This is a genomic window from Corallococcus macrosporus DSM 14697 (assembly GCF_002305895.1).
GTDB classification, from domain to species: Bacteria; Myxococcota; Myxococcia; order Myxococcales; family Myxococcaceae; genus Myxococcus; species Myxococcus macrosporus.
The window spans coordinates 383,629-410,000 of the sequence record NZ_CP022203.1 but is presented as its reverse complement, the minus strand read 5'-3'; the positions used below and the strand labels follow the sequence as shown (position 1 = coordinate 410,000).

21 protein-coding genes (1 of these 21 running past the window's edge) are annotated in these 26,372 nt (G+C 71.5%); 16 read left to right on the top strand and 5 right to left on the bottom strand.

Annotation, left to right across the window (positions count from 1 at the left end; translation table 11 throughout):
• A protein-coding gene (gene bioA, locus MYMAC_RS01745; protein WP_095956805.1) for an adenosylmethionine--8-amino-7-oxononanoate transaminase crosses the window boundary here: on the bottom strand, positions 1-1,051 show its 5' portion. Its footprint begins 281 nt before the window's first position; the window shows 1,051 of its 1,332 coding nt (coding positions 1-1,051); it begins with the start codon at positions 1,049-1,051; the stop codon falls past the left edge of the window.
• Positions 1,052-1,275: 224 nt separating this feature from the next.
• Here bioA and MYMAC_RS01740 point away from each other — a divergent pair, with 224 nt between their 5' ends.
• The 3 genes from MYMAC_RS01740 (at position 1,276) to MYMAC_RS01730 (ending at position 4,087) form a co-directional block, all read left to right on the top strand.
• The gene (locus MYMAC_RS01740; protein ID WP_013936498.1) at positions 1,276-2,061 is read left to right on the top strand and encodes an acyl-CoA desaturase; all 786 of its coding nucleotides are present in this window, start codon (positions 1,276-1,278) and stop codon (positions 2,059-2,061) included.
• Positions 2,062-2,116: 55 nt separating this feature from the next.
• Positions 2,117-3,316 (top strand): GNAT family N-acetyltransferase, encoded by a 1,200-nt coding sequence (locus tag MYMAC_RS01735; protein WP_095956804.1) that lies wholly within the window; start codon positions 2,117-2,119, stop codon positions 3,314-3,316.
• A gap of 84 nt (positions 3,317-3,400) precedes the next feature.
• On the top strand, positions 3,401-4,087 hold the full coding sequence (locus MYMAC_RS01730) for a suppressor of fused domain protein (RefSeq protein ID WP_013936500.1): 687 nt from the start codon (positions 3,401-3,403) through the stop codon (positions 4,085-4,087).
• A gap of 34 nt (positions 4,088-4,121) precedes the next feature.
• Here MYMAC_RS01730 and MYMAC_RS01725 read toward each other — a convergent pair whose 3' ends face one another.
• On the bottom strand, positions 4,122-6,092 hold the full coding sequence (locus tag MYMAC_RS01725; protein ID WP_239989272.1) for an ATP-binding protein: 1,971 nt from the start codon (positions 6,090-6,092) through the stop codon (positions 4,122-4,124).
• A gap of 179 nt (positions 6,093-6,271) precedes the next feature.
• Between MYMAC_RS01725 and MYMAC_RS01720 the strand changes: the two genes are divergently transcribed.
• Complete coding sequence (locus MYMAC_RS01720; RefSeq protein WP_095956802.1) at positions 6,272-7,348, top strand: dipeptide epimerase; 1,077 nt, start codon at positions 6,272-6,274, stop codon at positions 7,346-7,348.
• A gap of 147 nt (positions 7,349-7,495) precedes the next feature.
• Positions 7,496-10,324, top strand: coding sequence for a sigma 54-interacting transcriptional regulator (locus tag MYMAC_RS01715; RefSeq protein WP_095956801.1), 2,829 nt, complete (start codon positions 7,496-7,498; stop codon positions 10,322-10,324).
• A gap of 209 nt (positions 10,325-10,533) precedes the next feature.
• On the opposite strand, the gene MYMAC_RS01710 is transcribed toward MYMAC_RS01715, so the two are convergent.
• Both MYMAC_RS01710 and MYMAC_RS01705 read right to left on the bottom strand, forming a co-directional pair.
• On the bottom strand, positions 10,534-11,235 hold the full coding sequence (locus MYMAC_RS01710) for a hypothetical protein (protein WP_095956800.1): 702 nt from the start codon (positions 11,233-11,235) through the stop codon (positions 10,534-10,536).
• A 34-nt stretch (positions 11,236-11,269) separates the two neighbouring features.
• Positions 11,270-12,019 carry a hypothetical protein gene (locus MYMAC_RS01705; RefSeq protein ID WP_095956799.1) on the bottom strand — a complete coding sequence of 250 codons (750 nt, stop codon included), beginning with the start codon at positions 12,017-12,019 and terminating at the stop codon, positions 11,270-11,272.
• 236 nt (positions 12,020-12,255) lie between these two features.
• Here MYMAC_RS01705 and MYMAC_RS01700 point away from each other — a divergent pair, with 236 nt between their 5' ends.
• From MYMAC_RS01700 to MYMAC_RS01660, 9 genes are all read left to right on the top strand, one after another.
• Entirely contained in the window at positions 12,256-13,278 is a 1,023-nt protein-coding gene (locus MYMAC_RS01700; RefSeq protein WP_157757424.1) for an SH3 domain-containing protein, read from the top strand.
• 91 nt (positions 13,279-13,369) lie between these two features.
• Positions 13,370-13,738, top strand: a complete 369-nt coding sequence (locus MYMAC_RS01695) for a nucleoside/nucleotide kinase family protein (protein WP_095956797.1) — start codon at positions 13,370-13,372, stop codon at positions 13,736-13,738.
• Between the two features lie 75 nt (positions 13,739-13,813).
• Positions 13,814-15,349, top strand: coding sequence for an AAA family ATPase (locus MYMAC_RS01690; RefSeq protein ID WP_095956796.1), 1,536 nt, complete (start codon positions 13,814-13,816; stop codon positions 15,347-15,349).
• Positions 15,346-16,173: a hypothetical protein gene (locus MYMAC_RS01685; protein WP_204817329.1), complete on the top strand. Its 828-nt coding sequence runs from the start codon at positions 15,346-15,348 to the stop codon at positions 16,171-16,173. The genes MYMAC_RS01690 and MYMAC_RS01685 overlap by 4 nt, the downstream gene beginning before the upstream one ends.
• The gene (locus MYMAC_RS01680) at positions 16,170-17,840 is read left to right on the top strand and encodes a M48 family metalloprotease (protein ID WP_095956794.1); all 1,671 of its coding nucleotides are present in this window, start codon (positions 16,170-16,172) and stop codon (positions 17,838-17,840) included. Before MYMAC_RS01685 ends, MYMAC_RS01680 begins: the two co-directional genes overlap by 4 nt.
• A gap of 5 nt (positions 17,841-17,845) precedes the next feature.
• A complete protein-coding gene (locus MYMAC_RS01675) occupies positions 17,846-18,409 on the top strand; it encodes a hypothetical protein (RefSeq protein WP_204817327.1) in 564 nt (187 codons plus the stop codon).
• Positions 18,397-19,716 (top strand): phenylacetate--CoA ligase family protein, encoded by a 1,320-nt coding sequence (locus MYMAC_RS01670; protein ID WP_095956792.1) that lies wholly within the window; start codon positions 18,397-18,399, stop codon positions 19,714-19,716. Before MYMAC_RS01675 ends, MYMAC_RS01670 begins: the two co-directional genes overlap by 13 nt.
• Positions 19,717-19,835: 119 nt before the next feature.
• Entirely contained in the window at positions 19,836-21,911 is a 2,076-nt protein-coding gene (locus MYMAC_RS01665; RefSeq protein ID WP_204817325.1) for a sensor histidine kinase, read from the top strand.
• An 84-nt stretch (positions 21,912-21,995) separates the two neighbouring features.
• Positions 21,996-23,006: an aldo/keto reductase gene (locus tag MYMAC_RS01660; protein ID WP_095956790.1), complete on the top strand. Its 1,011-nt coding sequence runs from the start codon at positions 21,996-21,998 to the stop codon at positions 23,004-23,006.
• A gap of 42 nt (positions 23,007-23,048) precedes the next feature.
• On the opposite strand, the gene MYMAC_RS01655 is transcribed toward MYMAC_RS01660, so the two are convergent.
• Positions 23,049-23,837 (bottom strand): radical SAM protein, encoded by a 789-nt coding sequence (locus tag MYMAC_RS01655; RefSeq protein WP_095956789.1) that lies wholly within the window; start codon positions 23,835-23,837, stop codon positions 23,049-23,051.
• A 54-nt stretch (positions 23,838-23,891) separates the two neighbouring features.
• Between MYMAC_RS01655 and MYMAC_RS01650 the strand changes: the two genes are divergently transcribed.
• On the top strand, positions 23,892-25,190 hold the full coding sequence (locus MYMAC_RS01650) for an asparagine synthase-related protein (RefSeq protein ID WP_095956788.1): 1,299 nt from the start codon (positions 23,892-23,894) through the stop codon (positions 25,188-25,190).
• On the top strand, positions 25,175-26,368 hold the full coding sequence (locus MYMAC_RS01645) for a glycosyltransferase (protein WP_095956787.1): 1,194 nt from the start codon (positions 25,175-25,177) through the stop codon (positions 26,366-26,368). Before MYMAC_RS01650 ends, MYMAC_RS01645 begins: the two co-directional genes overlap by 16 nt.
• The last annotated feature ends 4 nt before the right edge of the window (positions 26,369-26,372 follow it).

The window sequence follows — 26,372 nt, the reverse complement described above, 5'->3', positions numbered from 1 at the left end:
CCTTCCGGGCCACCTGCCCCATCACGTCTTCGTCCCGGTAGACGGCCAGCACCTCCCGGGCAATGGCGGCCCCCAGCGGGTTTCCGCAGTACGAGTGCCCGTAATAGAGGGCCCGGCTCGACGGTCCGAGGAAGCCGGAGAAGACGCGCTCGGTGGCCAGGGTGGCGCCGAACGGCAGGATGCCGCCCGAGAGGGCCTTCGCCAGACACAGCATGTCTGGCACCACGCCCGCCAGGTCCACCGCGAAGCGTGCGCCCGTGCGCCCCAGCCCCGTGAAGACCTCGTCGGCGATGAGGAAGGTGTCCACCTCGCGGGTGGCCTCCCGCACCGCCCGGACGAAGTCCGGCGAATACATCAGCATGCCCGCGGCGCCTTGGAGCACCGGCTCCAGAATCACGCCGGCAATCTCATCCGGGTGTGCTCGCAGGGCGGCCTGGACCTGCTCGAAAGCGCGCGCCCAGCCGCCCTCCTCCGCGGGCGACGGGGCGTGCACCACGTCGAAGAGCAAGGGGCCGAAGACTTCACGGAACAGCGGGACACCTCCCACGCTGGTGGCGCCCATCGTCTCTCCATGGAAGGCGCCCGACAGGGTGATGAAGCGGGTGCGTCGCGGGTGGCCGTTCTGCGCCCAGTACTGGGCCGCCATCTTGATGGCCACCTCCACCGCGGTGCTGCCGTTGTCCGAATAGAAGACGCGAGCCAGGCGCTCGGACGCGGGGAGGTCCGGGCGGTCCGAGCCGGGGGCGATGGCCGCCAGCTCCGACGCCAGCAGCGCCGCGGGCTCGTGGGTGATGCCCGCCAGCGAGACGTGGGGGAGCGTGGCGGCCTGCTCGGCGAGCGCGCGAAGCAGGCGCGGGTGACGGTGGCCCAGCGTGGACACCCACCAGGAGCCGTTGGCGTCCAGGTAGCGCGTGCCGTCCACGTCATGGAGGTACGGCCCTTCCGAGCGCGCCACCACCAGTGGATCCGTCTCCGCGATGTAGGCCTCCATCGCCGTGTAGGGATGCCAGACGTGCGCCTTGTCCAGTCCAACGATGTCCGCCCGCTTCACGCGTGTACTCCTCTCCTGTGGGTCCGGGGCTCCTCCGTACCGGAAGAGCGGGAGACGGCGCCTCGCGTCATGTCACGACATGGCGCGTTCTACTGATGGCCCCCTGAAGCGGCGCGGCCGAGCGCGTCGCCCCACGGGGCAAGCGCGCTGCTCTTCCATGCCGCGTGACGCTGCCATGACATGCCCGGTGTTACCCCGGTTCTGACACTGACCCGGGAACTCGAATGGCCGTCCTCATCTTCTTCGTCTCGCACTGGCTGCTCTGTGTGTTCTTCCAGAGCTTCTTCCAGCACCGGTACGCGGCCCACCGCATGTACACCATGGGGCCGAAGACGGAGCGGGTGATGCACCTGCTCACCTACCTGGTGCAGGGCTCGTCGTACCTTTCGCCCAAGGCGTACGCCATCCTCCACCGCGAGCACCATGCCTTCTCCGACACCGAGAAGGACCCGCACTCGCCCCACTTCTTCAAGGATGTGGCGCGGATGATGTGGCACACCAAGGCGCGCTACGACGACTACGCGGCCGGCCGCGGCCAGCCCGAGGCCCGCTTCCTGGGCGGCTATCCGGAGTGGCCGCTCGTGGACACCACGCTGCGCACCTCGTGGTTCGCCACGCTGGGCTGGGTGGCCTTCTACTCCGCCTTCTATGTGGCCTTCGCCACGGCGCCCTGGCAGTTCCTGCTGCTGCCCCTGCACTTCCTCATGGGCCCCGTTCACGGCGCCATCGTCAACTGGTGCGGCCACAAGTACGGCTACCGGAACTTCGACAGCACCGACAAGTCGCGCAACTCGCTGCCCATGGACTTCCTCTGCATGGGGGAGCTCTTCCAGAACAACCACCACAAGTACGGCAGCAGCCCCAACTTCGCGGCCCGGAAGTTCGAACTGGACCCCACGTGGCAGGTGATGCGCGTGCTGGCCCTGCTGCGCATCATTCGCATCGCCACTCCACAGCGCGCCGTCTGGCCCGAGGCCGCTCGGTCGGCGGGCGCCGCCCGGGCCGCCTGACGGACAGGCCAGCAACCCACGGCGGGCATGTGCGAGGCGCGTTAGAAGTGCCCCCGTGCCCGCCGATACCTCGCTCCGTCTCCGCATCCTCGAAGCAGTGACTGATGCCCCGGCCGATGGCTGGGACGCGCTCGCCGGCCCCGACGCCCCGCCCTTCATCCGGCATGCCTGGCTGGCCGCCATGGAGGAGAGCGGAAGCGCCACCGAGGAGACGGGCTGGGCGCCGCATCACCTCACGCTGTGGCGTGGCCCCAGGCTGGTGGCCGCCGCGCCCGCGTACCTCAAGTTCCACAGCATGGGCGAGTACATCTACGACTTCGGCTGGGCGGACGCCGCCGCCCGGCTCGGTGTCGAGTACTACCCGAAGCTCGTCGTGGGCGGGCCGCTGTCCCCCGCCACCGTGCCCCGCTTCCTCATCGCCCCGGGCGAGGACGTGCCCGCCCTGCGCCGCGCCCTGCTCGCCGCGGCCGCCGGGAGCGCCCAGGAGGCGGGCTGCTCGTCCGTCCATGTCCTGTATCCGACGGGGGACGAGGCGGACTTCCTGGAGGCCGAGGGGCTCGCCCGGCGCATCACCCTCCAGTTCCATTGGAAGAACCCGGGCTACGCCAGCTACGACGACTACCTGGCGCGCTTCGACTCCAAGCGCCGCAACCAGCTCAGGCGCGAGCGCGGGGCCGCGGCCACCCAGGGCATCACCCTGCGCACGGTGCGAGGCGAGGCGCTCTCCCAGGAGCATGCCCGGCGCGCCTACGACTTCTACACCTCCACCTGCGAGCGCCACGCCTGGGGGCAGATTCAGCTCACCCCTGACTTCTTCGCGCGCGTCTTCCGCACGATGCCGGACGCGGTGGAGCTGGTGGAGGCCGTTCGTGGCCCAAAGGTCATTGCCGGCGCCTTCAACCTGGCCACCGCGGAGCGCCTCTATGGCCGCTATTGGGGCGCCTTCGAGGAGCACCCCTTCCTCCACTTCCACGTCTGCCTGTACCACTCCGTGGAGGACTGCATCCGGGCCGGCCGCAAGGTGTTCGAGCCCGGCGCCGGGGGCGAGCACAAGGTGTCCCGGGGCTTCGAGCCCACCGCCGTGCACAGCGCCCATCTCATCTTCGACAAGACACTGGACGGCGCGGTGCGGGGCTTCCTCCGCCGGGAGCACGCGCGGCTGGCGCCCGCCGTGGAGGAGGCCGAGCGCATCTGCGGGCTGAAGCCCTGGCCCCTGGCCGGCTCCCCCGGCGCCAGCGGGGCCACCGGCACCTGACCGCCCCCCGGACTGTCAGCCCGGAGAGGCCTCCACGCGACTTGAAGTTGTGAAACCGGAGTGAGCCTCTAGAGTGTCATCGCCATGAAAGCCCCGGAGACGGACGAAGACTTCATCCAGTGGTACGAGGACTGCTGGGCGGACCGCGACGAAGTCGAGTATCCGAAGATGTTCGGCGCCATTGACGAAGGCGTCTTCACGCTCGACCAGACGGATGCCATCCAGGCGTGGATGGAGAGTGAGCTGGCCCAGGTCCAGGAAGCCGACCCCAATTGGGGTCCCATGGGCGTGCGCGTCGCTCCGCCCAGTGAGAGCTACCCCTACTGGACCTATGTCACCAGTGGACTGTCCAACCCCTTCACCGCGGCACCCGGAGAGGACATCCCCGACGACGCGCCCAGCGGGCTGGGCTACGAGATGGTCATCCACACGCCTGAAGAGGCGAAGTGGCCGGTGTTCCGGCTGCTGGACATGATGGCCTACAACCTCGTGTCCCTGCGCGCCTTCGCCATGGGCCACCGCTACCCGGTGGAAGGCTCTCTGGATGGTGGCGAGTCCAAGCTGGGCGGCTTCGTGTTCGTCCGGGATCCGTCCCGGCCCGACCACTTCGTGCTCCCCAGCGGCAAGGTGCAGCTCCTCACCCTGGTGGGCGCCACCCGCAACGAGATGGCCTTCGCCCGCTCCAACGGCATGGACAAGCTGATGGCCAAGCTGGTCGCCGCGGGCTCCGGCTACATCACCCGGCCGGACCGGGACGAAGTGAAGCTGTAATCACCTTCCAGCGGACTCGCGCGCCGGAGGCCCTTCAGGTTCCGGCGCGCGGCGGGGCGTCCTCCACCAGCGCGTGCAGGACGCCCAGCTCGAAGGGCTTCTCGATGCGTGGCACCGGCACCGTCTGGAGGAAGACGCGGGCCCGCTCGGAGAAGCCGCCGCCCGTCATGAAGACGAAGCGCTTCAGCAGCTCCGGCTGACGCGAGGACAGGGCTTCGTACACGTCCATCCCCGTCAGGTCCGCCATCATCAAGTCACAGAAGACGCGGTCGAAGTCCGCGTCGCGCGCCAGCGTGTCCAGCGCCTCGCGCCCGCTGTGGACCACCACCACGTCGTGACGCGCGCCGAGGATGCGGCCCAGCACCGAGGCCAGCAGCGGCTCGTCATCCACCACCAACACCCGCTTCCGGCCGGGAGGGACCTGGTCCTCCGCTGCTCGGACGGAGGGCGCGGCGGACTGCGTGGAGGGCAGCCGCACCTGGAAGACGCTGCCCTGCCCTGGCGCGCTCGTGGCCGACAGCTCGCCGCCCATGCCGCGCACCAGCCCCAGGCTGGTGGACAGGCCCAGCCCGGCGCCCTCTCCCAGGGGGCGGGTGGTGAAGAAGGGCTCGAAGGCGCGCTCCAGCACCTCGGGCGCCATGCCGTGGCCGTTGTCCGCCACCTCCACCACCACCGACGCGCCCTCCCTCCAGGACGAGAGCGTCACCTGGTAGCGCGCCACATCGCCTTCCGGGATGGCCTGCGCGGCGTTGACGAGCAGTTGGAGGAACACCTGCCCCAGCCGCCCCTCGTGCGCCATCACCGTGGGCACCTCGCCCAGGCGCTTCTCCACCCGGGCCCGGTGGCGCAGGTGGGGCATCGCCATGGCGAGGCCGAACTCCAGCGCCGCGTGCACGTCCACCGGGGACAGCCGCGGCTCCTCCGCCCGGGCGAAGGTCTGCAAATCACGCACGGTGTTGCGGATGCGCTCGGCGCCCTCCTTCGCCTCGCGCAGGGCCTCCATCGCTTCGCCCAGGGCGCAGGCCAGCGCGTCCCGCGCCTCCAGCCGGGCCGTGAAGGGCGCGAGCTGCTCCAGGGCGAACTGGAGGTTGCCCACGACGTAGGAGAGCGGGTTGTTGATTTCGTGCCCCACGCCCGCCGCGAGCTGCCCCGCCATGGCCAGCTTCTCCGACTGCACCAGGCGCTCTCGCGCGACCATCAGCTCGCGGGTGCGCTCGTGGACCAGGGCCTCCGCTTCCAGGCGGCCGGAGTGCTCGCGAGACAGGAGCATGTCCCGCTCCGCCTCCGCCTGCTTCCTCGCGGTGACGTCCCGCCCGAAGATGGACACGTTGCCGTTGGCGCCCCAGGCGTGCACCTCGTGCCAGCGGCCCGGCGTGGCGCGCCATTCGAAGATGGTGGGACCCGCGCCGCCCGCCACCCGGCGCAGCTCGCGCTCCATCCGCGTGCCCAGCAACTCCGGACACGCCTGCCACAGAATCTGCCGGAAGAGCTGCTCCTGGGAGCGCCCGCTGATGGCCGCCGCCTCGTGATTCACGTAGGTGACGCGCCAGTCCGCATCCACCGTGAAGAACGCGTCGGGTGTGGCCTCCAGCACGCTCCGCACCCAGTCCAGGGTTTCGCGGACGCCCTCCTCCAACCGCAGGGCGCTGGTGACGTCACGCAGCCGAAGCAGCACCCCGTCCCGCAGCGGCACCGCGGTTGCCTGGAGCCACGCCTCCCCTTCCTGGAAGCTGTCCACGGCGGGGCGCCCGGCTTCCACCACGCTCCGGAGCACGTCCATCCGGACGGCCAGTGCCGAGCCCGGCGTCAGCTCGCGCAGGCGCTGGCCCCGCAGCGACTCCGGCGCGTGCCCCAGGGCCCGCGCCCCCGCGTGGTTCGCCCAGGCCCACTGGAAGTCGACCAACGCACCGGCGGCGTCCCGCACGGCGTGAAACACCATGCAGCCGTCGGGCTGGTGCCGCTCCGCTTCCTCGAGCGCCGCCAACATCACGTTTGTGTCAGGCACCGGAGCCGCCTGGAATCGGTCGCTCAGAGTCGCTCCCTCCCGGCATGAACCCGTGGCAACCACGAGGAGGCGGGGGCCTTCATGTATCAGTATCATTTCCCGTGTGTCAGCCAACCGCCGCTTCCCCCGGCGCGCGCGCGCTCCGGGGCGACCCGGGCGGTTAGGCTCCCGGGCCGTCCATGACGCCCACCCTCATCACCGCCCTCCGCTTCGAGCCGCTGCACCTCCCGCTCACCGAGCCCTTCGCCATCGCCACCGGGGCGCAGTACGCCGCGGAGAACGTCCTGGTGCGGCTGACCCTCGCGGACGGCACGGAGGGGCTGGGCGAGGCCGCGCCCTTCCCCGCGGTCAGCGGTGAGACACAGGGCAGCACCTTGAACGCGTTGGAGACGGTGCGCGCGGGGCTGGTGGGCCAGGACGTTCGCGCCTGGAGGCCCCTGTCCGAGACCTTGGGGGATTCGCTCGCGCTGGCGCCCTCCGCCCGGTGCGCCTTGGAGACGGCGATGCTCGACGCGCTGGCCCGGCACTACCGCGTCCCCATGTACGTACTGCTGGGCGGCGCGCAGACCTCGCTGGACATCGACATGACGGTCACCGCGGGCGACGTGGCGCATGCGCGAAGGTCCGCGCAGGCCATCCTGGGGCGCGGCATCTCCACGCTGAAGGTCAAGGTCGGCGCGCTGACGCCCGGCGAGGACGCGGCGCGGCTCGTCGCCATTCATGAAGTAGCGCCCGGAGCCCGGCTCTTCGCGGATGCCAACGGCGGCTATGACGTGGCCGAGGCGCTCGCCTTCCTGAAGGAGCTGGAGCGCGCGGACGTCCCGCTGGCCCTCTTCGAACAGCCCGTGCCCGCGCAGGACGTGGCGGGCATGGCGGAGCTCACGCGGCGCTCGCGCGTGCCGGTGTGCGCGGATGAATCCGCTCGCTCCGCGAAGGATGTGCTGCGGCTCATCCGGGAAGGCGCCGCGCATGCCATCAACATCAAGACGATGAAGTGCGGCGTCGTGGAGGCGCTGACGATGTGGAGCCTGGCGCGCGCCGCCGGCCTGGAGCTGATGGTGGGCGGCATGGTGGAGAGCGTGCTGGCCATGTCCACCTCGGCCCAGCTCGCCGCCGGGCTGGGAGGCTTCTCCTACGCTGACCTGGATACGCCGCTGTTCATCGCGAGCCACCCTTTCCAGGGTGGGGCCCGGTACGCAGGCGCCCGGCTGGAGCTGCCGCGGGACGCGCCGGGGCACGGCGTCACGCTGGCGTGAGCCGCGCCCCCTCGCATGCCCCGTAGACAGGCAGCCAACTCTACTGAAACCGCTTTGCTGAAGCATTCCACCGGCGGTGCGCCTGTCACGGCGCGCCCGGCGGGGGCCCCTTGATGGCGTGTGGGCGCGGCCTCAGGCTTTCGGGCTGTGCCTGTCTCTCCTGATGACACCATCGCCTCTCTGCTGCACCCCGCCCGGCGCGAGCCCGCGCGCCTGCGCCGCTTGAGCGTGCTGGCCGCCTGCGCGGTGCCTCGGCCCCTGCCGGTGAACACCCTGGCCGAGGCGCTGGGGGCACCGCTCCAGGAGGGCGCTCGGCTCGCGTGTGAGGCGGGGCTGTGCACGCTGCTGCCGGGCCACCGGTTGGCGCCCACCCGTGCCGCTACGCTCGACATGGCGGTGAACCTGCTGGAGGTGCCGGAGGTCCGGGAGACGTGCGCGCGCCTGGCGCCGCTGCTCGAGGCCCCCGACGAGGCCCTGTTGCTGATGCTGGCGGCGGACCCGCTGGGCCAGGGACGTGCGCGGTTTCAGAGGGCCACAGGTCGCGCGGCGGCCATGGTGGACGGCATCGCGTGGGCCCTGGAGCCCGAGCCCTCGCGCAGCGCCATGCCGCCGCCCTGGGACTACACGTCCTGGGGTGAGCAGGCGCGGTGGGCCAGCGCCTTGCTGGCCACGGCCGCGCACGTCCTCGTTCGTGGGGGACACGTGGCTTCCGGCCACGCGCTGGTGGCCTGGGCCCTGGGGGCCGAAGGGCTCGCGGGGCGCGGCTCGGCGGCCCATGGCTTCCTGGCGCCCACGCAGCTCCAGTTCCTCCTCGACGCGGGACAGCGGGAGGCGGGCATCGCCTTCGCGCGCGAGGCGCATCAGGGGCTCGCCGGGCCGGAGAACACCTTTTCGCGGTTGATGATGACGGTGCTCGAAGGGCGCGTGGCCATGGATGCCGGCGATGACTCGCTGGCCCGGCGCCTGTTCACCACGGTGGAGGGACAGGCCCGCGCCGCCGGGCTGGATGACATGGTGGGGCTGGCCAAGGTCGCCTTCGCCACGCTCGCCCGGCGCGCGGAGCAGAACACCGCCGCCATCCAGTTGGGGCTCGCCGCCCTGTCGCTGCTTTGCGGCGAGGTTCCCTTCGAGGCCGTGGCCCTGCTGGGGCTCGGGCTCGCGTACTCCCGGGAGGGCCGGCACCTGGAGGCCCAGTCCGCGCTCACGCGGGCCCTGCCAGGTCTGGACATCCCTTTCCAGCAGCTCTCCGCCTACCCGCAGGCCATCGCCGCAGACTGCTTCCTGGGGGATACCGCCGAGGCGGAGCGCAAGCTGGCCGCGCTCGTGGCGCGCGCGCCTGATTCGCCCCAGGCCCGCCTGGCCGTGGGCTTGAGCCGCGCCCACCTGCACTGCGCCCGCGGCGAGTGGGACGCGGCGCTCACCACCCTGGACGGGCTGAGCGGCGGCGAGGAGACGGCCCAGCCGCATCTGTATGCCATTCCCACGGGCTGGCTGCGGGTGGAGGCCCTGCTCGCGCTGGGGCGGGCCTCGGAGGCTTCTTCCGTCCTGGATGCCCTGGCCCAGCGGCTCTACCTGCGCAACAGCGCCACCCAGCCGGCCCGGCTCCATCTGCTCGATGCGCGCGTCGCCTTCGCCAATGGCGACGTGGCCCGCGCGCGACGGGCCCTGCGCCGCGCGAGCGCTCGCCCCGAGCTGCTGAGCGCGCAGGACTTCGCGCTGCGAGCCCGGGTCCTCACGCTGCAGTTGGCGGAAGCGGGCGGGACCGAGGCGCAGCGGCTGGGCGCTCGGCAGGCGGCGCTCGCGGAGTGGAGGCGCCTCGTCGACGCGCTCCCGCCCGAGGCCCAGCCGCGCTTCCGCCGCGCCTACGACCGGCCCCGGCTGCTGACCTTGCTGGGTGAGTCGCCCACGGACGAGGGGCTCGCGCCGCCGTACCTCCGCGGCAGCTCCGCGCCTTTCCGCGCCGCGGTGGCGCAGTTGCGGAAGGTGGCCTCGTCCGACGCGAGCGTGCTGCTGTTCGGTGAAACGGGCGTGGGCAAGGAGCTGGCGGCGCGCGCCATCCACGACATGTCCCGCCGCGCCTCCGGGCCGTTCGTCGCCGTCAACTGCGCGGCCATCAACGACGAGCTGCTGCTATCGGACCTGTTTGGCCATGAGCGCGGCGCCTTCACGGGCGCGCTGGCGCGCCAGCGGGGGCGCTTCGAGCAGGCCCACGGCGGCACCTTGTTCCTGGATGAGGTGGCCGACATCAGCCCTCGGGGACAGGCGGCGCTGCTTCGCGCCTTGCAGGAGCGCGCGTTCCAACGCGTGGGCGGCACGGAGACCGTCCAGGTGGATGTGCGCGTCGTCGCCGCCTCCAACCGGAATCTGGCGAAGGCGGTCCGCGCGGGCGACTTCCGGCAGGACCTCTTCTTCCGGCTCAATGGCATCCAGGTGGAGCTGCCGCCGCTGCGTGAACGGGACGAGGACGTGCTCCTGCTGGCCACGCACTTCCTGGAACAGGCCGCACAGGAGCGCGGTGGCGCGCCGAAGTCCTTCACGCCCGAGGCCACGCGGTTGATGCGCGCGCATCCCTGGCCGGGGAATGTCCGCGAGCTTCACAACCTGGCGCGGGCGGCGGATGTGCTCTCGGACGCGCCTGCCATTGGCGCGGCGGTGCTCGCGCCGCTCCTGCATCGGGCGATGGAGTGCGCGGAGCCCCGGGCCGCGCCCGCGGCGATGACGGACATCCCCATGCTCTTCCGGCAGCATGGGGGCTCCCTCCGCGACTTCCTCGCGGAGGTGCAGCGGCAGTGCATTGCCCAGAGCCTCGTCGAGAATGGTGGCAATGTCGTCGCCACCGCGTCGGCGCTGCGCATCTCCCGCTCCCGGCTGACGCAGGTCGTGCTGGGCAACGCCGAGCTGCGGCGGATGTCCGGGCGGGAGCTCGAGGCGCCTTCTGCCCGGTCCACCCGTGCGCCGCGCGCTCGCAGGGCCTGAGCCGCGCGCGTGAAGGGGACTGCGTGGCCCGGCGCTCCGAATGATGGACGAAAGCCCAAGGCCATGACGTGCGGGGGACGCTCGGGCCTCCCGGAGGATTTCCGGGAGGCTCGAGGCCATGAGGTGCGTGGGATGCCCAGCCCTCCCCTCCGCCCGCGGAGCATGCGGCTCCGAAGCGAAGGGGAGGAGCCGCGCCCGGGCCCCTCGCGTCAGTGCGTCGTCGGGTCGAGCCCGGGCTTCGTCAGCGACGAGGTGTCCGTGACGGGCTTGTCCAACACGTCACCCAGCACACCGGGCAGCCCATCCTCCCGCGCCTGGAGGCCCACCGCGCCCGCGAGCCAGCGCGCGGCGAACTCCGGGTGGTCCAGGTAGGACTCGCGCACGACGAGCGCCGTGGAGACCTCCGCCAGCACGTGGTCGTCGACGCGCAGGAACTCCGCGGGCGCCCGGTCCACCTGCCGCTCCCCGAGCACCACGTCCGCCGTCTTCTCATCCAGCACGTGGATGAAGGTGCGGTAGCGGCTGGGCTTCAGCGCCAGCCCCGGACCGATGATGGACTCCTTGGGCTCCAGCCGCTCCAGCGCGAGCGCCGGTCCGGGACAGCCCAGCTCAATCGTAGGCTTCTGGTCCCCGAAGCGCGCCGCCGCCCAGTCGGGGTGATTGGAGACGGCACGCAGGCTGGCGCCGAGCCGCTCGTTGATGCGCGCGGCGCTGCCTCGCAGGGACGCGGACTCCTGCACGCACAGGCGCAGGGCATCGCGGTTGCGCGTCAGCAGGGCGCTCTGAACATTGAACTCCGTGGCGTCATCATGCGCGTGCGGGTCCTCGGGACCGCCACAGCGCACCGCCGCCAGGACGACGCCAGACATCGCGACCACATGGGCCAGCTCACGCAGGGGGAATCGCTTCATGGGGATGTTCCTCATGTCGAAGGGGTGACGGCGTTCAGTTGGCGCGGTTCGCGATGTTGCGCACGGACACGAAGTCGGACGACGTGGGGTGCCACACCGGGTCGGTGCACCCGTAGCTGAGGTACAGGTTGTTGTGCATCACGCTGTGCATGCAGTCGCCGTAGTAGCCGGGGTCCTTCAGGCCCACGAGGTGGCCCGTCTCGTGGTTGATGAACTTGCGCGCGCGGTCCCCCATGGCGGCCATCTGCTCCCGCTTCAGGTGCGCGTTCATGTACATGTAGTGCTGGTGCCGCCCGCTGGAGTCCGTCACCGGGTTCACCGCGGTGACACAGGCGTACTGCTCGCCGCCGCACAGCGAGGCCCAGGACTCGGCGACGCGGAACTCCAGCTCGATGCGGTTGCGCTCCGCCGTCGTGTACTGGTTGCAGAACTTCGCGGCGCGCCACAGGTCCACGCGCCAGTCCGCGGCGCCGTCCCAGATGATGTTGAAGGCCAGCTTCGCCAGCGTCTGCTCGATGAAGGGCGCGATCGTCGCGGCCGGGAGCGCGCTGGTTGACGACATCACACAATACTCTTCGTCCTGCGAGCCCGGCCCGCTGCCTCCTCCCACCGGACCGTCGTTGCCGTGGATGGTGGCGATGTGAACCTGGTTCCAACCCGTGTGCGAATGTGACGCGTTGGCCGTGGGCACATGATGGAAGCCAACGACGGCGGCGGTGGCCATCCACCCCGCCAGCATCCAGCGGGGAAAGCGCTGGCGAGGGGCAAGCGATTGTTCATCCATGGGGCGTCTCCTGAGGGGTGCGCTGCGACTGTCCCGGATGGGACGCGGCGGACAGTTGCAGCGGCCGTGCCGCGTGCCTCCGCCCTGGAGCGCCACGCCACCGCGCGGCCGGAACCCGTCACCTGACGCATGAAATGACCACAAAGTGGTCACCGGCCACGCGCCACTCCCTGGGACGCCGCGGGGCACAGGCCGTGCACAAGGCCCCGGCGCTGTTTCCCCCTTGGGAGAACCCCATGTCCGTCACGACACGCCGCGCCCTCGCCTCATCCTTCCTGCTGTTCAGCCTCGCCTGTGGAGAGGGCCTTCCCCCCGATGACGCCGCCCTGCCCCCGGACGCGGTCGGAGAGACGGGCACCACCGAGTCGCCCCTGCTCTTCGGCATCCTCGCCGGCGCGCGGATTCGCGCCGTGGAGAACGTCTACCTGCGCACCGGCCCCTCCACGTCCTACGCCAGCCTCCGGCTGGTCTCCATTGGCGAGCAGGCCACGGTGGTGAGCGAGACGCCCAGCAACGGCTTCTACCGCGTCAACGTCGGTGGGCAGGTGGGCTGGTCCCACGGCGACTACTGGGACCAGGTGCCCAGCCTGTACGTGAATGGCTACGCGCTCAGCAAGGACCAGGAGAAGTGGCTGCGCTGGGTGGCCGCGAAGACGGTGCCCCGGCTCACCGGCACGCGGGCGCAGCGCCTGGACAAGGCCGCGCTCGTGTCGTGGTGGGCGATGAAGGAGGGCATCTGGGATTTGGGCCCCAACCGCCCGAACCCCAGCTCCAACCCGCAGAGCTTCTCCATCTGCAACACGTCCACGGGCGACCGGGTCATCTGGCCGCTGGAGTCCTGCAACAACAACGGCGGCCCGTGGCAGGTGGGCCTGTCCGGCGTGCAGGTCCACTACCACTCGCAGGCGAGCGTGGAGAACATGGCGCGGCAGCTCTACGCGCGGGAAGGCTGGAGCATCGCCCAGGTTCTGGACCACACCGCGCGCACCGCGGGCTTCGCGGCGGGCAGCGTGGAGCACTCCACCATCGTCAACACGACGAACCTGGCGCTGCGCAAGTCGTGGCTGCTGCGCAACCACGGCGTGGGCTTCGCCATCCAGTACCCGCAGGTCCACCACCAGTGTGTCGTCCAGGGCCTGAGCTGGTGCTACGGCGGCAGCCACACCTGGAACCCCGCATACAAGTTCGCCTCCAGCCGGGCCGCCATGACGACGTCCGTGGCACACATCCGGCAGCACCTGAGCAACCTGGCCCCCTGAGGGGGGCCCGGTGAGCGGCCCGCGAAGCCCCGCGGGCCGCGTCGTGGAAGGGGAGCATCGCGCACCGCGGCATTCGCGCTAGGCTAGGCGCATGAGCCTGGCTGTCTGCGTGCGGTGTGGCAACTCGAAGGTGGGCGCGTTCACACCCTGCGCGGGTTGTGGCCTGGACCCCGCTGCCCACGGAACCGAACGGGAGCTCCAGGCGCGCAGCGTGTTCCTCACCGACCGCTACCTGCCGGGTGGGGAGCTGGAGGAGATGGGCCGGCGGATTCGCGAGGGCGAGCCGGTGACCTACGACGCCGGACTGCTCGCGCAGATTACGGAGGAGCTCCGGACCCAGAAGCTGCCCATCGTGTCGAAGGTGCCCGCCGGGCTCTCCATCGTCGTGTGGACCGTGGTGGGCGTGCTGCTCGCGCTGGCCGTGGGCTTCCTCCTCATGTCGCGGCTGCGAGGGCCCTGAGCGCCCTGTGAGCGACGGGCCGCGCCGTGGAAGGCGCTGCCCCGCGTCCACCCCGGGTGCTAGGCTCCCGCGCGCATGGCCAACCAGGACTGGGTGACGCGCCTGCTCACCGGGCGCGCGACGGCGGACAAGCAGCTCAACGTCCACCTCTCCGAGCGCGACGGCGGCAGCCTCCACGACAAGATGCGGCAGGCGTACTGGTGGATTACCAACAACGCCGTCATCTGTCCCTACTACGACCTGGAGTTCGGCGCGTCCGCGTCCCTCAAGACGCCGGCGGGTGACGAGCTCCACCTGCCCGAGGACACCAGCTACAGCTCTTTCGTCCTCATCCCCCTGCTCACCCTCTTCACCTGCCGGCGCGCGCTGCTGGTGGGCGGGCCGGGGCGCGGGAAGACGACGTCCGCCATCCTCATGGCGCTGCTGTCCGGCATGGGCCGCGACGAGGTGCACCGCGGCATCCAGCGCGGCCATCCGCAGCTCTCCATCTCCGATTTGCTGGGCGCGCCGCTGCCCTCCGACATGCTCAAGGCGGAGGACCTGTCCGCGGTGAAGGTGAGCTGGCGCAAGTGGATTGGCCAGCGCGTGAAAATCATCGACGAGTACAACCGCATCCCCACCAAGACGCAGTCCGCGCTCCTGTCCCTCATGGCGGAGGGCTACGCGGAGATGATGGACCAGTACGTCTACGCGGGCCGCTCCTCCTGGTTCCTCACCGCCAACGACGACCAGGGCGGCGGCACGTTCCAGGTCATCGAGGCGCTGAAGGACCGCATCGACGTGGTGGTGCGCGCGGTGCCGTTCAACTCGGGCTTCATGGACCAGCTCCTCCAGCGCCTGGAGGCGGACAAGTCCCCCGAGGAGCTGCTGCCCAGGGAGATTGTCTTCACGCCCGGCGAGCTGGAGCGCGCCTACGCCGCCATCCTGGAGGTGGAGGTGCCCAAGGACGTGCTGGAGCGCATCGCCTTCTTCCTGGGGCAGTTGGACTTCTGCCGGATGGCCTCGCCGCGCTTCGAGTTCAAGCACAAGGACACGCTCAAGCTGGCCGGGCAGACGGTGGCCGCGGTGTGCAACGAGCAGTGCCCGCTGGACAAGAAGGTCCACCTCTGCACGCAGACGGAGAACGGCGTCAGCGTGCGCGCGTACCAGACCATCCTCCACTTCGCGAAGGCCATGGCCTTCTTCCGCGGTCACCGCGCCGTGGAGCTGGAGGACTTCCGGCAGATTGCGCCGTGGGTGCTGCACGAGAAGCTGGTGCCCAACCCGCGCAGCGCCTTCTTCGAGGTGAAGGGCCACCGCATGCTCCTCCAAGACCGCGTGGCCTGGCTGCGGAACATGTTCGACATGGCCATGGGCCACTACGACACGCACCAGCCCCTCCGCCGCAAGGTGACGGCGCTGCGCCACGAGCTGGACAAGGGCCTGTCCGGCGTGGACCTGCGCACCACCGAGAAGCGCATGTCCAAGGTGACGGTGCTGCTGAACGAGCTGCTCACGCGGCACGAGCTGTCCGGCCCCGTCTACGAGGACGTCATCCACCTCAAGTCCCTGTACAGCCGCTACCGGAACTACGCGACGTGGCTGAAGGAGAACCCGGGCGGCCGCCCATGAGCACCTTCACCGACGAGCTGGAGGCCAACGCCCGCGCCCGCTTCGTGCGCTGGGACTCCGCCCTGTGGCGGGAGCTCACCGGCGGCGCCGCGCAGCGGCTGGGGCAGGCCCTGCTCGAAGCGGGCACGCCGGCCGCGGAGGGAGAGGAGCTGCTGCGCGCCTACCTCAAGCTCGGCGCGGAGGCCATTGGCCTGGGCTACCTGTACCCCGCGAGCGCCGGCCGGCAGAACTTCTTCACCCTGGCGTGGTCGGACCTGGTTCCCCGCCTGCTGGCCGCGGTGCCATCCCAGGAGCGCTCGCAGGTGTTCGCCAAGCTGTGGAACCTGGGGGAGAACCTGGAGGCCGCGCCGCCGTGGGTGCAGCGCATCTTCTGGCGCGTGGGCCAGGGGTTGACGTCGCTCCAGGACATCGAGGCGCGGCTGCGCGAGACGTCCGCCGTGGCCCTGGAGCCGCCCGACGCGCCGCTGGCCTCGCGCGCCCAGGCGCACTGGGTGGACCTGTCCCAGGAGGACAGCCGCTTCCTGCCCGGCGCGATGCACTTCCTGTCCCCCACCGTGGTGTGCGTGCATGACCGGCACCGCCAGGCCGTGGCGGGCCGCGACGCGGCCACGCAGGGCATCTGGCTGGCGCGGACGCCGGTGACGCTGGGCGCCATGGGCTGCCGCGAGGTGCCGGAGCAGACGCGCGCGGAGAGCCCGCAACTGGACGAGGCGCTGCGGGAGGACCCTCGCGCGGACGCGTGGTTCGCCACCCTGTCCAATGACTGGCGGGTGGCGGCCACGCTGCACACCTCCCAGCACGTGCTGGTGTTCGTCCCGGCATGAGCCAGCGGCCGCCGCGCATCCCCCCGGAAGACGTGGCCAAGAGCTGGCGCGACGCGCTGGCGCTGTGGGACGTGCGCGTGCAGCTCAGCCCGCCCGAGCCCCACGTGGCCTTCGCCCCCGACGCCAGCCACGCCCAGGAGCCGCTGGCGTACATCGACCTGGTGAAGCGGCAGGTCTTCGTCAACTTCAAGCTCCTGGAGGCCATGGAGGCCACGGGCAGCCTCACCGCGGTGCTGGCGCATGAAATCGGCCACCACGCGCGCTTCCCGCACACGCTGGGCTGGGACGCGGAGCTGCGCGTGCAGGAGCAGCGGCTGGTCCCCGGCCTGAGGCAGTCCCTCACCAACCTCTTCTACGACTTGCAGGTGAACGAGGTGGTGGGCCGCACCCACGCGGAGGCGCTGTGCGCGGTGTACCGGGGCTTCCAGCGCGTGCAGGGCGGCGAGATGTCGGCGCTGTTCTTCTTCTACCTGGCCATCTACGAGGAGCTATGGGGCCTGACGCCCGGGAGCCTGGTGCCGCCCGCGCAGCTCGAGCCGATGGAGAGGCGCTTCCCCGGCGTGCGCGCCGAGGCGCGCATGTTCGCGCAGACCTTCTACGCGCTGCCCGACGGCAAGCTCCAGTTCCTCTACTTCTGCGCCACCTTCATCCGTTACATCGAGAAGCCGGCGGACCTGGAGTTCAGCCTGCCGCTGGGCGGTGACGTCTCCGCGCCGGACGTGGACGACCTGGACGCCGCCATCCACGGCAGCAGCCGCTGGGACGACGCGATGGAGGAGGCGCAGGAGCAGGGCTGGCTGGAGCCGTTGAGCACCCGCTCGAAGGAGAAGGACGCGCTGGACACCATCCACCGCGTCACCGAGCACCTGCCCGGCAAGGGAGATGGGAAGCTGCGGCGAGCCCTGGTGGCGAAGCACTACAAGCGGCTGGTGGACCCGCACATCCTGAAGCTCCCCTCCACGCCCTCCCAGCCGGAGCCCTACCTGCGCACCACGCCCCAGGCGTGGGAGTACGGAGACGACCCGAACAGCATCGACTGGACGTTGACGGTGCTGTCCCAGGGCCACCTGGCCGCGGTGTCCCCCCTGCGCCGCGAGCTGGAGGCGGACCTGCCGCCTCCTTCCGAGCCAGGCGTGCCGTCCGTGGAAATCTACCTGGACACCAGCGGCTCCATGCCCGACCCGGAGCACAGCCTCAACGCGATGACGCTGGCGGCCCAGGTGCTGTCCGCCTCCGCCCTGCGCAAGAAGGCCACGGTGCGCGGCATCGTGTACTCCGCCTACCGCAAGCCGCTGGTGTCGCCGTGGATGTACGACGAGGAGACGGCGCGCGACTTCCTGCTGAGCTACATCGGCGGGGGCACGCAGTTCCCCTTCGACGTCATGGAGGCGCTGTCTCGCGAGCGCCCCGATGCGCTGCGCATCATCATCTCCGACAGCGACTTCCTGTGGAACCTCAGCGCGGAGAAGGACCTGACGCCGGTGCTGGAGTCCGTCCGCCGCTCGCGCCTGGTGGTGGCCGTGCTCGCGCTCCCCGACGAACTCCGCGCCCGGAAGGTGCTGGCGCCGCTGCTGCGCGAGCGCCGTTTCCGGCTGGTGCTGGTGCGCTGGCCCTCTGACTTCGCGAAGGCGGCCGCCGACCTCGCCCAGGCACTGCTGGAGAATTGAGTCCCATGGCTTTCGACATCCGCGAGCTTCAGACGCAGCTCGAAGCGGCCCCCATCGTGTCGCCGTATTCGCATGACCTGGCCCTGGCCATCATCTGCGACACCTTCCGCCTGGCGAAGCTCCGGCCACCGTCCCGGGCGGACTGGGGCGCCCTGGAGGACCGGGCCCGCTCCCCGCTGTGGCGGGAGCAGGTGGTGATGCTGGCGCACGTGCTGGTGTCCTCCGCGCTGCGGCAGGAGACGGTGCGGACGCTGGGCAGGAGCGACGACGCGACGACGCTGCTCCAGCGCTTCTTCCACGACGTGGCCCCGCTGACGGCGGAGATGATTCGCTCCAACACGTTCCGCCGCGAGGAGTTCCTCCGCAAGTGGGTGCGCGTGGTGGGCGGGCAGTGCAAGGGCGAGTCGCCGAAGGGCTCCATCGCCCGGCTCGAGCAGCTCGACTACCGCAAGGCGGAGGCGGAGATGCGCCGCGCGGAGGAGGCCCGGAAGCAGGAGGCGGAGAAGCGGCAGCAGGCCCTCCGCGAAGCGGAGCAGCGCGCCTCGGAGGCGCGCGGGTGGCGGGAGTGACGACGGGCCTGTCCCCGGACCTGCGCGTCGCGCCTCGCGCGAACATCCGCCGGGACACCGCTTCGCAGCGCCCCCACATCCCCTGGGCGGAGTCCATCGCCGATGGCCTGTCCCGCTTCGCCGCCCTTGCCGACGAGGACGCGGCCCGCGCGGACCTGGACGCCCGGCTGTCCTTCCTGCGCGCCGCCCTGCGGGACTCGCCGTACCACGCCGCGAGGCTCCACGCGGCGGGCCTCCACCCGGGGGACCTCCAGACGCTGGAGGATTTGCGTCACCTGCCCTTCCTGGACCGCGAGGCCCTGGCCGAGCACTGGGACGCGGTGCCCACGCCGCCGGCGGACGCCGACGCGTGCGTGGTGGTGAAGAGCTCCGGGTCCACCGGGGCGCCGGTGAACGTGGTGAGGGACAGGCGCGACTGCCTGCACATGTGGGCCGTGCTCCGGTTCCTCGTGGCGCGCGCGGGGGCGGTGCTGCCCGCGCGTCCCCGCGTGGTGCTGCTGGACGCGCTGCCGGGCGGGCTGGAGTACTCCGTGCGCCTGCCCATCCTCCGGGACGGCGCGCTGCACCGCCTCTCCGTGCTGCGGGAGGACGCGCTCCAGCGCCTGCGCCGCGTGCGGCCCGCGGTGCTCTTCTCCGACCCGGAGGGCCTGCGCTGGCTGGCGGCCCAGCGCGACGTGCCCACGCCCCGGCTGGTGCTCACCTCCGCGCAGCACCTGCCCGCGGGCCTGCGCGCGGAGCTCGCGAGCGTGGTGCCCGCGCCCGTCCTCAACTACTACGCAACCACGGAGACGGGGCCGCTGGCCTGGGAGTGTCTACGGCCCGAGGCGCCGGGCCGCTTCCACGTCCTGGCGCCCGATGTCTGGCTGGAGCCGGGCCTGGACGAGGTGGTGGTGACGCGGCTGCGCCCCAGCGTGCTCCCCCTGCTGCGCTACCGCCCGGGCGACGCGGGCCGCGTGCGGCGCGACGCGTGCGCCTGCGGGTTCCACGGGTGGACGCTGGAGCACTTCGGCGGCCGTGGGGCCTGCCACTTCGTCACGCCCGCGGGCCGGGAGGTGGACGCCTGGGCGCTGGCCTGGGTATTCAAACACCATGCGCTGCGGCGCTTCCGGCTGACCCAGGTCGAGACGTCACGCTTCCAGTTGGAGCTGGCGGGCGCGAGCCCCGCGGACGTGGCGCCGCTGCGCGAGCGGCTGGGCGGCGCCTTGCGGAACCTGGGGTGGACGCGGCCATGCGTGGAGGTGTGTCACGTGGAGGTGTCAGCGCTGGCCACCGGCACGAAGCCCGTGCCGTTCCGCGGGCCGCGCTGAGCAGCCTTGCATGACAGCGCGGCGAGCAAGATGTCCTGCAGTGGGCTCCGGTGCTTACCTGAAAGGTGCGTGGCTCATCCCCGGCGGTATGCCGCCGGCCAGGAGCACGCCCCCTGACCATGCACGCCCGTCCAGAACGACATCCCCCCCTCTGGGCCTCCCGCGCCGGACGCTACGGCGTCGCGCTCATCTCCCTCGCCGTCGCATGGGGCCTCGCGTCGTTCATCTCGGCCACCCCGTTCCTGTTCTTCTTCGGCGCGGTGATGGTGTCCGGCTGGTGGGGCGGCTGGGGCCCCGCGCTGGTGACGACGGCCCTGTCCGTGGTGGTGGTGGACTTCTACTTCTTCGAGCCGCTGCTCACCCTCTTTCCAGGCACGAAAGGAGCTGTCTCGCTGGCCGCCTTCGCCGTGCTGGCCCTGCTGATGACGAAGCTGAACGTCATGCTGCGCAAGGTCAACGCGGAGCGGGCCCAGCTCCTGGAGCGCGAACGCGCGGCCCGGAGCGAGGCGGAGGCCGGGCAGGCGAGGCTCCACGCGCTCTTCCGGGACGCCCCCGCCTGCATCATCCTCATGCGAGGCCCCCAGCACGTCTATTCCTTCTCCAACCCGATGAACAACGCGTTGGTGGGGCGGGACGACCTGGTGGGGAAGGAGGCACACCAGGCGCTGCCCTGGGCCGACGCGCGGGGCTTCATCACCATCCTGGACGAGGTCTACCGCACCGGCGTGCCCTTCGTGGGCAACGCCGTGCCGTTTCCCCGCGCCCTCCCCAACGGGGAGACGCAGGAGGTCTGTCTCAACATCGTGTATCAGCCCACCCGGAACGAGAAGGGCCAGGTGGACGGCATCGCCGGCTTCGGCTTCGACGTGACGGACCTGGTCCGCGCCCGCCAGCGCGCGGAGGCCCTGACGCACGAGCTCCAGCAGGCGGAGGCGCGCGACTGGCTCCTGGCGGAGTCGGGCGCGGTGCTGACGTCGTCGCTGGACGACGAGGCGACGCTGCGGAACCTGGCGAAGCGGGTGGTGCCCACCTTCGCGGACTGGTGCGTGGTGGACGTGGCGGAGCCGGATGGCACGTTCCGGCGGCTGGAGGCGGCGCACTTCAGGCCCGAGGATGACGCGCTGGCGGAGGACCTCCTCCGCCATGGGCTCCTGCCCGAGGGCAATCCGGGGCACCCTCCCACGGTGGCCCTGCTGAAGGCGGAGCCCGTCTACATCGAGCACCTGACGCGCGAGCGCGCCCTCGAGCTCGGGCACGACGCGGAGCACGCCCGGGTGATTCGGGCCCTGGGGCCGGTCTCCTTCATCTCCGTGCCGCTGCTTGCCCGTGGACAGGTGCTGGGGGTCCTCTCCTTCATCCACACCTACTCCGGCCGGTACTACACGGCGTCGGACCTGGCCTTCGCCAAGGAGCTGGCCCACCGGGCCGCGCTGTCCATGGAGAACGCCCAGCTCTACGCGGAGGCCCGCGAGGCCATCCGCCTGCGCGACGAGTTCATGTCCATTGCCAGCCACGAGCTGAAGACGCCGCTCACCCCACTGAGCCTGAAGCTCCAGTCGCTCGCGCGGGAGCTGGCCCGGCATCCCGGACCGGTTCCGCGCGGCGTGGTGGAGCGCTACGTGGAGGTGGGCGCGCGACAGGTGAAGAAGCTGGCGGAGCTGGTGGGGGATTTGCTCGACGTGTCCCGCATCGCCGCGGGGCGGCTGTCGCTGGCGATGGAGGAGATGGAGCTGGGTCCGCTCGTCCGGGAGGTGGTGGCCCGCTACGAGCCCCAGGCCGCGCGCGCCGGGTCCACCCTGCGGCTGGACGCGGAGGACCTCCGCATCGTGGGCCGGTGGGACCTGCTGCGCCTGGAGCAGGTCATCACCAACCTGGTGGACAACGCCGTGAAGTATGGGAATGGCAAGCCCATCCTCGTGCGGCTGGAGCCCCATGACGGCGGCGCGCGGCTGACGGTGCGGGACCAGGGCATTGGCATCGCGCCCGAGCACCTGCCCCGCCTCTTCGGCCGCTTCGAGCGCGCCGTGTCCGAGCGCAACTACGGCGGCCTGGGCCTGGGGCTCTACATCACCCGCACGCTGGTGGAGGCCATGGGCGGCCGGGTCCAGGTGGAGAGCACGCTGGGCCAGGGCTCCGCCTTCACCGTGGTCCTCCCCAGCAACCTGGGCGCGGAGCAGGCGGCCCACGCGCCCTGACGGGGTGATTGGGGCCGCGAAGGGCATGCGCTGACCGGCGTGTCCCGTTAGAGGGGGCGTCACCACGAGGAAGGAGCGAGGGACATGGAGACTCGGAAGCTGGGAACGCAGGGCCCCACGGTGTCGGCGCTGGGGCTGGGCTGCATGGGGATGTCCGACTTCTACGCGGGGCGGGATGACGCGGAGTCGGAGGCCACGCTGCTGCACGCGCTGGAGCGGGGCATCACCTTCTTCGACACCGCCGACATGTATGGCTCGGGCGCCAACGAGCAGCTCGTGGGCCGGGTGCTCAAGCCGCACCGGGCGAAGGTCGTGCTGGCGACGAAGTTCGGCATCGTCCGCGACCCGGCGGACCCGCACAAGCGCGGCATCAACGGGCGGCCGGAGTACGTGAAGCAGGCCTGCGAGGCCAGCCTGCGCCGGCTGGGCGTGGACGTCATCGACCTGTACTACCTGCACCGGCTGGACGCGCAGACGCCCATCGAGGAGACGGTGGGCGCCATGGCGGAGCTGGTGCGCGAGGGCAAGGTGCGCTTCCTGGGCCTGTCGGAGGTGGACGCGGACACGCTGCGCCGGGCGGCGAAGGCGCACCCCATCACCGCGCTCCAGAGCGAGTACTCGCTGTGGAGCCGTGAGCCGGAGGACGGCGTGCTCCAGGCGTGCCGCGAGCTGGGCGTGGGCTTCGTGCCGTACAGCCCGCTGGGCCGCGGCTTCCTCACGGGGCAAATCAAGCGCTTCGAGGACCTGGCGCAGGACGACTACCGCCGCTTCTCGCCCCGCTTCCAGGGGGAGAACTTCACGCGCAACCTGGAGCTCGTCGCGCACATCGAGCGGCTGGCGAAGGAGAAGGGGTGCACCCCGGCGCAGCTCGCGCTCGCGTGGGTGCTGGCGCAGGGGAAGGACCTGGTGCCCATCCCCGGCACCAAGCGCCGCAAGTACCTGGACGAGAACCTGGGCGCGCTGGAGGTGACGCTCACGGCCGCGGACCTGGCCGCCATCAACGCCATCGCGCCGCCGGGGGTCGCCGCGGGTGAGCGCTATCCGCCGACCATGCAGTCCACGCTGCCCAAGGCGTCCCAGCCGCGGGCGCGGTGAGGTGTGGGGCTCGCTCGGGGCTGAGGCGCCTTGCGCGGCGGCTCAGCTTCGGGCGCGAGGGAGCTGGGCGTGCGGCCGCCAGGCGCCGTCGCCGCCCAGGCAGTAGCGGCAGGTGGCCAGCGGCGTCTCCCGTTCGAGGTGGTTGAGCAGGTGGCCCAGCAGGTCCGGCGTGTCGAGCGGCACGCCGTCGATTTCGCCCAGCGCGGGCAGCTCCGGGTAGGTGCGCCCCAGCACCGTCGCCACGTGCGGCGGGCGCGTGCAGGCGTAGAAGCGGCCCGCGTGGACCAGGTGGCAGCGGACCTTCAGCCAGCACCGGGCGTGGACGCCTCGCACGGCCTCTTCGGTTTCGTGGGGCGCCTCCGGCGTGAGCTGCTGGAAGGCGTCGATGCGCTTCACCGTGAGGTGGACGCCGTGCTGCTCGCAGCGCTCGGTGATGCGGGCGATGGAGCGCTCCGGCAGCGGCGCGGAGGTGTAGACGGACAGGGTCATCCGGTCCAGGCGCTCGTAGACGGCGTCAGGCGCGCTCTGGGCGAGGAAGCCGTTGGTGGTGACGGACACCTGCCGGGAGATGCCCGAGGCGCGCACGGCGTCCAGCACCGCTGGCAGGTCGGGGTGGAGGAAGGGCTCGCCGCCCGTGAGCTTGAAGACGTTGGGCCTCAGGGCCTGGGCGAGCTGGCGCAAGTCCTTGCCCAGGGCCGCGGGGTCCACGGACCAGGCGGGCAGGTGCGGCGACAGCGGGCAGCACTGCTCGCAGCGCAGGTTGCAGTGCGTGGCGACGTGCGTCTCCAGGGACCAGGTGAGGATGCGTCCGTCTTGGAGCTCGTAGCGCACGGCGGGACTATACCGAGGTTGCCCGGGGCCCCTGGCGCTTGTCACAGTAGCCGCGTGTCTCACGCCTCTGGCGGCCCGCTCGCCGCCCTGCCCCGCTACCAGTCATCGGCGCGTGTGGCGTCATCCGTGTGGCGGCTCAACCCCACGGGGCTGGCCCCGGAGGCCGTCGCCGCCTTCCTGCGCCATTCGCTGCGGCCCGAGGAGAGCGTGTTCCAGGGCGTGCGCAGGGTGCCCGGGGCGTTGCCTCGCGTGCGGCGCGGCACGGAGGCGCTCGCGGATGAAGACACGCTGGCGGAGCGGCTCGTGGCCGCGCTGGCGGACCGCGTGGGCCGGCACCTGGCGGCGGGCGCGGTGGACGTGAGCCTGAGCGGCGGCGTGGACAGCGCCACGTTGTGCGCCCTGGCCGCGCGGCAGGCCCCTGGACGCGTCCGTGCCTGGACCATGGACGTCCACTTCGCGGACGCCACGGAGCGGCGGAATGCCCGGACGGTAGCGCGTGAGGCCGGCGTCGAGCTGGTGGACGTGGCCATCCCGGACGCGGTGCTCCCCGAGCTGTTCGAGCCCGCTGTGCTGAGCCAGGAGACGGCCATCCTCAACGCCCGCGCCGTGGCGAGCTTCGCCTTCTACGCGGAGGCCAGGCGGCAGGGCGCTGTCACCCTGCTGAGCGGCGCCGGCGCGGACGAGGTGCTCATGGGCAATCCGGAGGCGCTCGTGGGCGCGACGGCCCGGGTGAGGGAGGACCGGCGCCTCGCTCGCGAGGTGCTGCGCCCAGGGCCTGTGGACAACTTGGGGGTGGATCAGCGGGCGCGGCTGCTCCCGTGGGAAGCGGGGCTGGCGCCCGGTGACGAGGATCATCCAGAAGAGGTCCGTTACGCGGCCTGGGTCCTCTGGGAGCTGGTCCTGCCTCCCGAGCTCCGCAGCGCGAGCACACAGGGGGTGAAGGTGCACACGCCCTACCTGGACGCAGGCTTCGCGGACGCGGCGCTGGCGCTTCCCCGGGACGTGCTGGCCCGTCACGACGCGGGCAAGTGGCTCTTCCGGCACGCGGTGCGCTCGCTCGTGCCCGACGCGGTCCGGCTCGCTCGGAAGACGCCGCGTTACGCGCAGACGGCGCTCTCCAGTCCCGTCCGCGCGCGCTGGTTGGAGCTGTACCGGGAATGGCTCACGCCTGACCGGCTGGGGCCGCTGGAGGTCGTCGACGTGGGCGCGGCCCGGGCGCTGCTGGAGCGCTCCGCGCGTCTGGCGCCTGACGCTTCCGAGGCGGGGGGCGTGGACCGGCTGTTGATGCGGCTGTGCTCGCTCGCCATGCTCCACGCCCACGCCAGCGCTCGCCCCCCATGTCCCGAATCCTGATTGCGACCTCCCCCGAGAAGGGCCACCTCAACCCCATGGCCGGTGTCGCGCTGTGGCTGCGCCGCATGGGCCACCACGTGGGCTGGCTGTGCCTCCCCGAGCCGGCGCCGCAGCTCGAGCGGCTGGGCGTGGAGGTGCTGCCCCTGCCCCACGCCGGGCCGCCCGTGCCCACCATCGAGACGGGAGGCGAGGCGCTCGCGCGGCTGGTGCTCGACGAGGCCGCGCTGGGGAAGTGGATTCGGGGGCTGTTGATTGACGCCGTGCCCTCGCTGCTGACGCCGGTGCGCGAGGCCGTCGAGCGCTTCCGCCCGGAGGTCATGGCGCTGGACGGGATGCAGTACGCCGCCGTGCTGGCCGCCCATGACTTGCGCATCCCCTGGGCCGGGGTGTCCTCCGCGCTGTCGCTGCTGGAGCCGCCGGTCGACTACGGGCTGCGCCGCAACGTGCGCGCGCTGGCCGGGGAACGGCAGGCGCTGTTCGCCCGCCACGGCTTCGATGCCCGCTTCCGCAACTGCGAGTGCCTGTCACCGGACCTCAACGTCATCTTCGCCACGGAGGCCTTCCTCGGCCCCGACGCCGGGCTCCCGCCCGCCACGCACCTGGTGGGCCCGTCCACGCCTCCCGAGGCGCGCGGCGACGAGGTGGACTTCCCCTGGGAGCGGCTGGGCTCCAGGCCCGTGGTGTACGTGTCCTTCGGCAGCCAGATTTCGTGGCAGCCGGAGGTGTTCCGAACGCTCGCCGAAGCCGCCGCCCCCCTGGGCGTCACCGTCGTGCTCAGCGCGGGCGAGCTGGCTGATACAGAATTTGTCTACACGCTTCCGGGTGACGTCGTCGCCGTGCCATACACACCTCAGCGACAACTGCTCCCGCGGGTTTCCGTGCTCGTGTCACACGGCGGCGCCAACTCCGTGATGGAGGCGCTGACCGAAGGCGTTCCGATGCTGCTTCTTCCTGTCTGCAATGACCAGCCCATCCAGGCGCACTTCCTGGAGAAGTCGGGCGCCGGGCTGGTGAGGGATTCGCGCACGCTCTCCGTCGAGGACTGCCGCGCGGCGCTCCGCCAGTTGCTGGAGCCGGGCACGGCGCTGCGCCAGCGGGCGGCCGGCATCGCCGCCTCCTACCAGGCACGGGACGGCGCGAAGGGAGCCGCTGAACGCATCACCCGGCTCGTGGCGTGAGTGA

What these genes read in the sequence shown, in the direction of transcription:
- MYMAC_RS01730 (WP_013936500.1), top strand. Translation starts at nt 3,401, where the DNA reads ATGAAAGCCCCGGAGACGGACGAAGACTTCATCCAGTGGTACGAGGAC.
- MYMAC_RS01675 (WP_204817327.1), top strand. Translation starts at nt 17,846, where the DNA reads ATGGCTTTCGACATCCGCGAGCTTCAGACGCAGCTCGAAGCGGCCCCC.
- MYMAC_RS01695 (WP_095956797.1), top strand. Translation starts at nt 13,370, where the DNA reads ATGAGCCTGGCTGTCTGCGTGCGGTGTGGCAACTCGAAGGTGGGCGCG.
- MYMAC_RS01685 (WP_204817329.1), top strand. Translation starts at nt 15,346, where the DNA reads ATGAGCACCTTCACCGACGAGCTGGAGGCCAACGCCCGCGCCCGCTTC.
- MYMAC_RS01720 (WP_095956802.1), top strand. Translation starts at nt 6,272, where the DNA reads ATGACGCCCACCCTCATCACCGCCCTCCGCTTCGAGCCGCTGCACCTC.
- MYMAC_RS01690 (WP_095956796.1), top strand. Translation starts at nt 13,814, where the DNA reads ATGGCCAACCAGGACTGGGTGACGCGCCTGCTCACCGGGCGCGCGACG.
- MYMAC_RS01645 (WP_095956787.1), top strand. Translation starts at nt 25,175, where the DNA reads ATGTCCCGAATCCTGATTGCGACCTCCCCCGAGAAGGGCCACCTCAAC.
- MYMAC_RS01705 (WP_095956799.1), bottom strand. Translation starts at nt 12,019, where the DNA reads ATGGATGAACAATCGCTTGCCCCTCGCCAGCGCTTTCCCCGCTGGATG.
- MYMAC_RS01710 (WP_095956800.1), bottom strand. Translation starts at nt 11,235, where the DNA reads ATGAAGCGATTCCCCCTGCGTGAGCTGGCCCATGTGGTCGCGATGTCT.
- MYMAC_RS01740 (WP_013936498.1), top strand. Translation starts at nt 1,276, where the DNA reads ATGGCCGTCCTCATCTTCTTCGTCTCGCACTGGCTGCTCTGTGTGTTC.
- MYMAC_RS01665 (WP_204817325.1), top strand. Translation starts at nt 19,836, where the DNA reads ATGCACGCCCGTCCAGAACGACATCCCCCCCTCTGGGCCTCCCGCGCC.
- MYMAC_RS01700 (WP_157757424.1), top strand. Translation starts at nt 12,256, where the DNA reads ATGTCCGTCACGACACGCCGCGCCCTCGCCTCATCCTTCCTGCTGTTC.
- MYMAC_RS01680 (WP_095956794.1), top strand. Translation starts at nt 16,170, where the DNA reads ATGAGCCAGCGGCCGCCGCGCATCCCCCCGGAAGACGTGGCCAAGAGC.
- MYMAC_RS01660 (WP_095956790.1), top strand. Translation starts at nt 21,996, where the DNA reads ATGGAGACTCGGAAGCTGGGAACGCAGGGCCCCACGGTGTCGGCGCTG.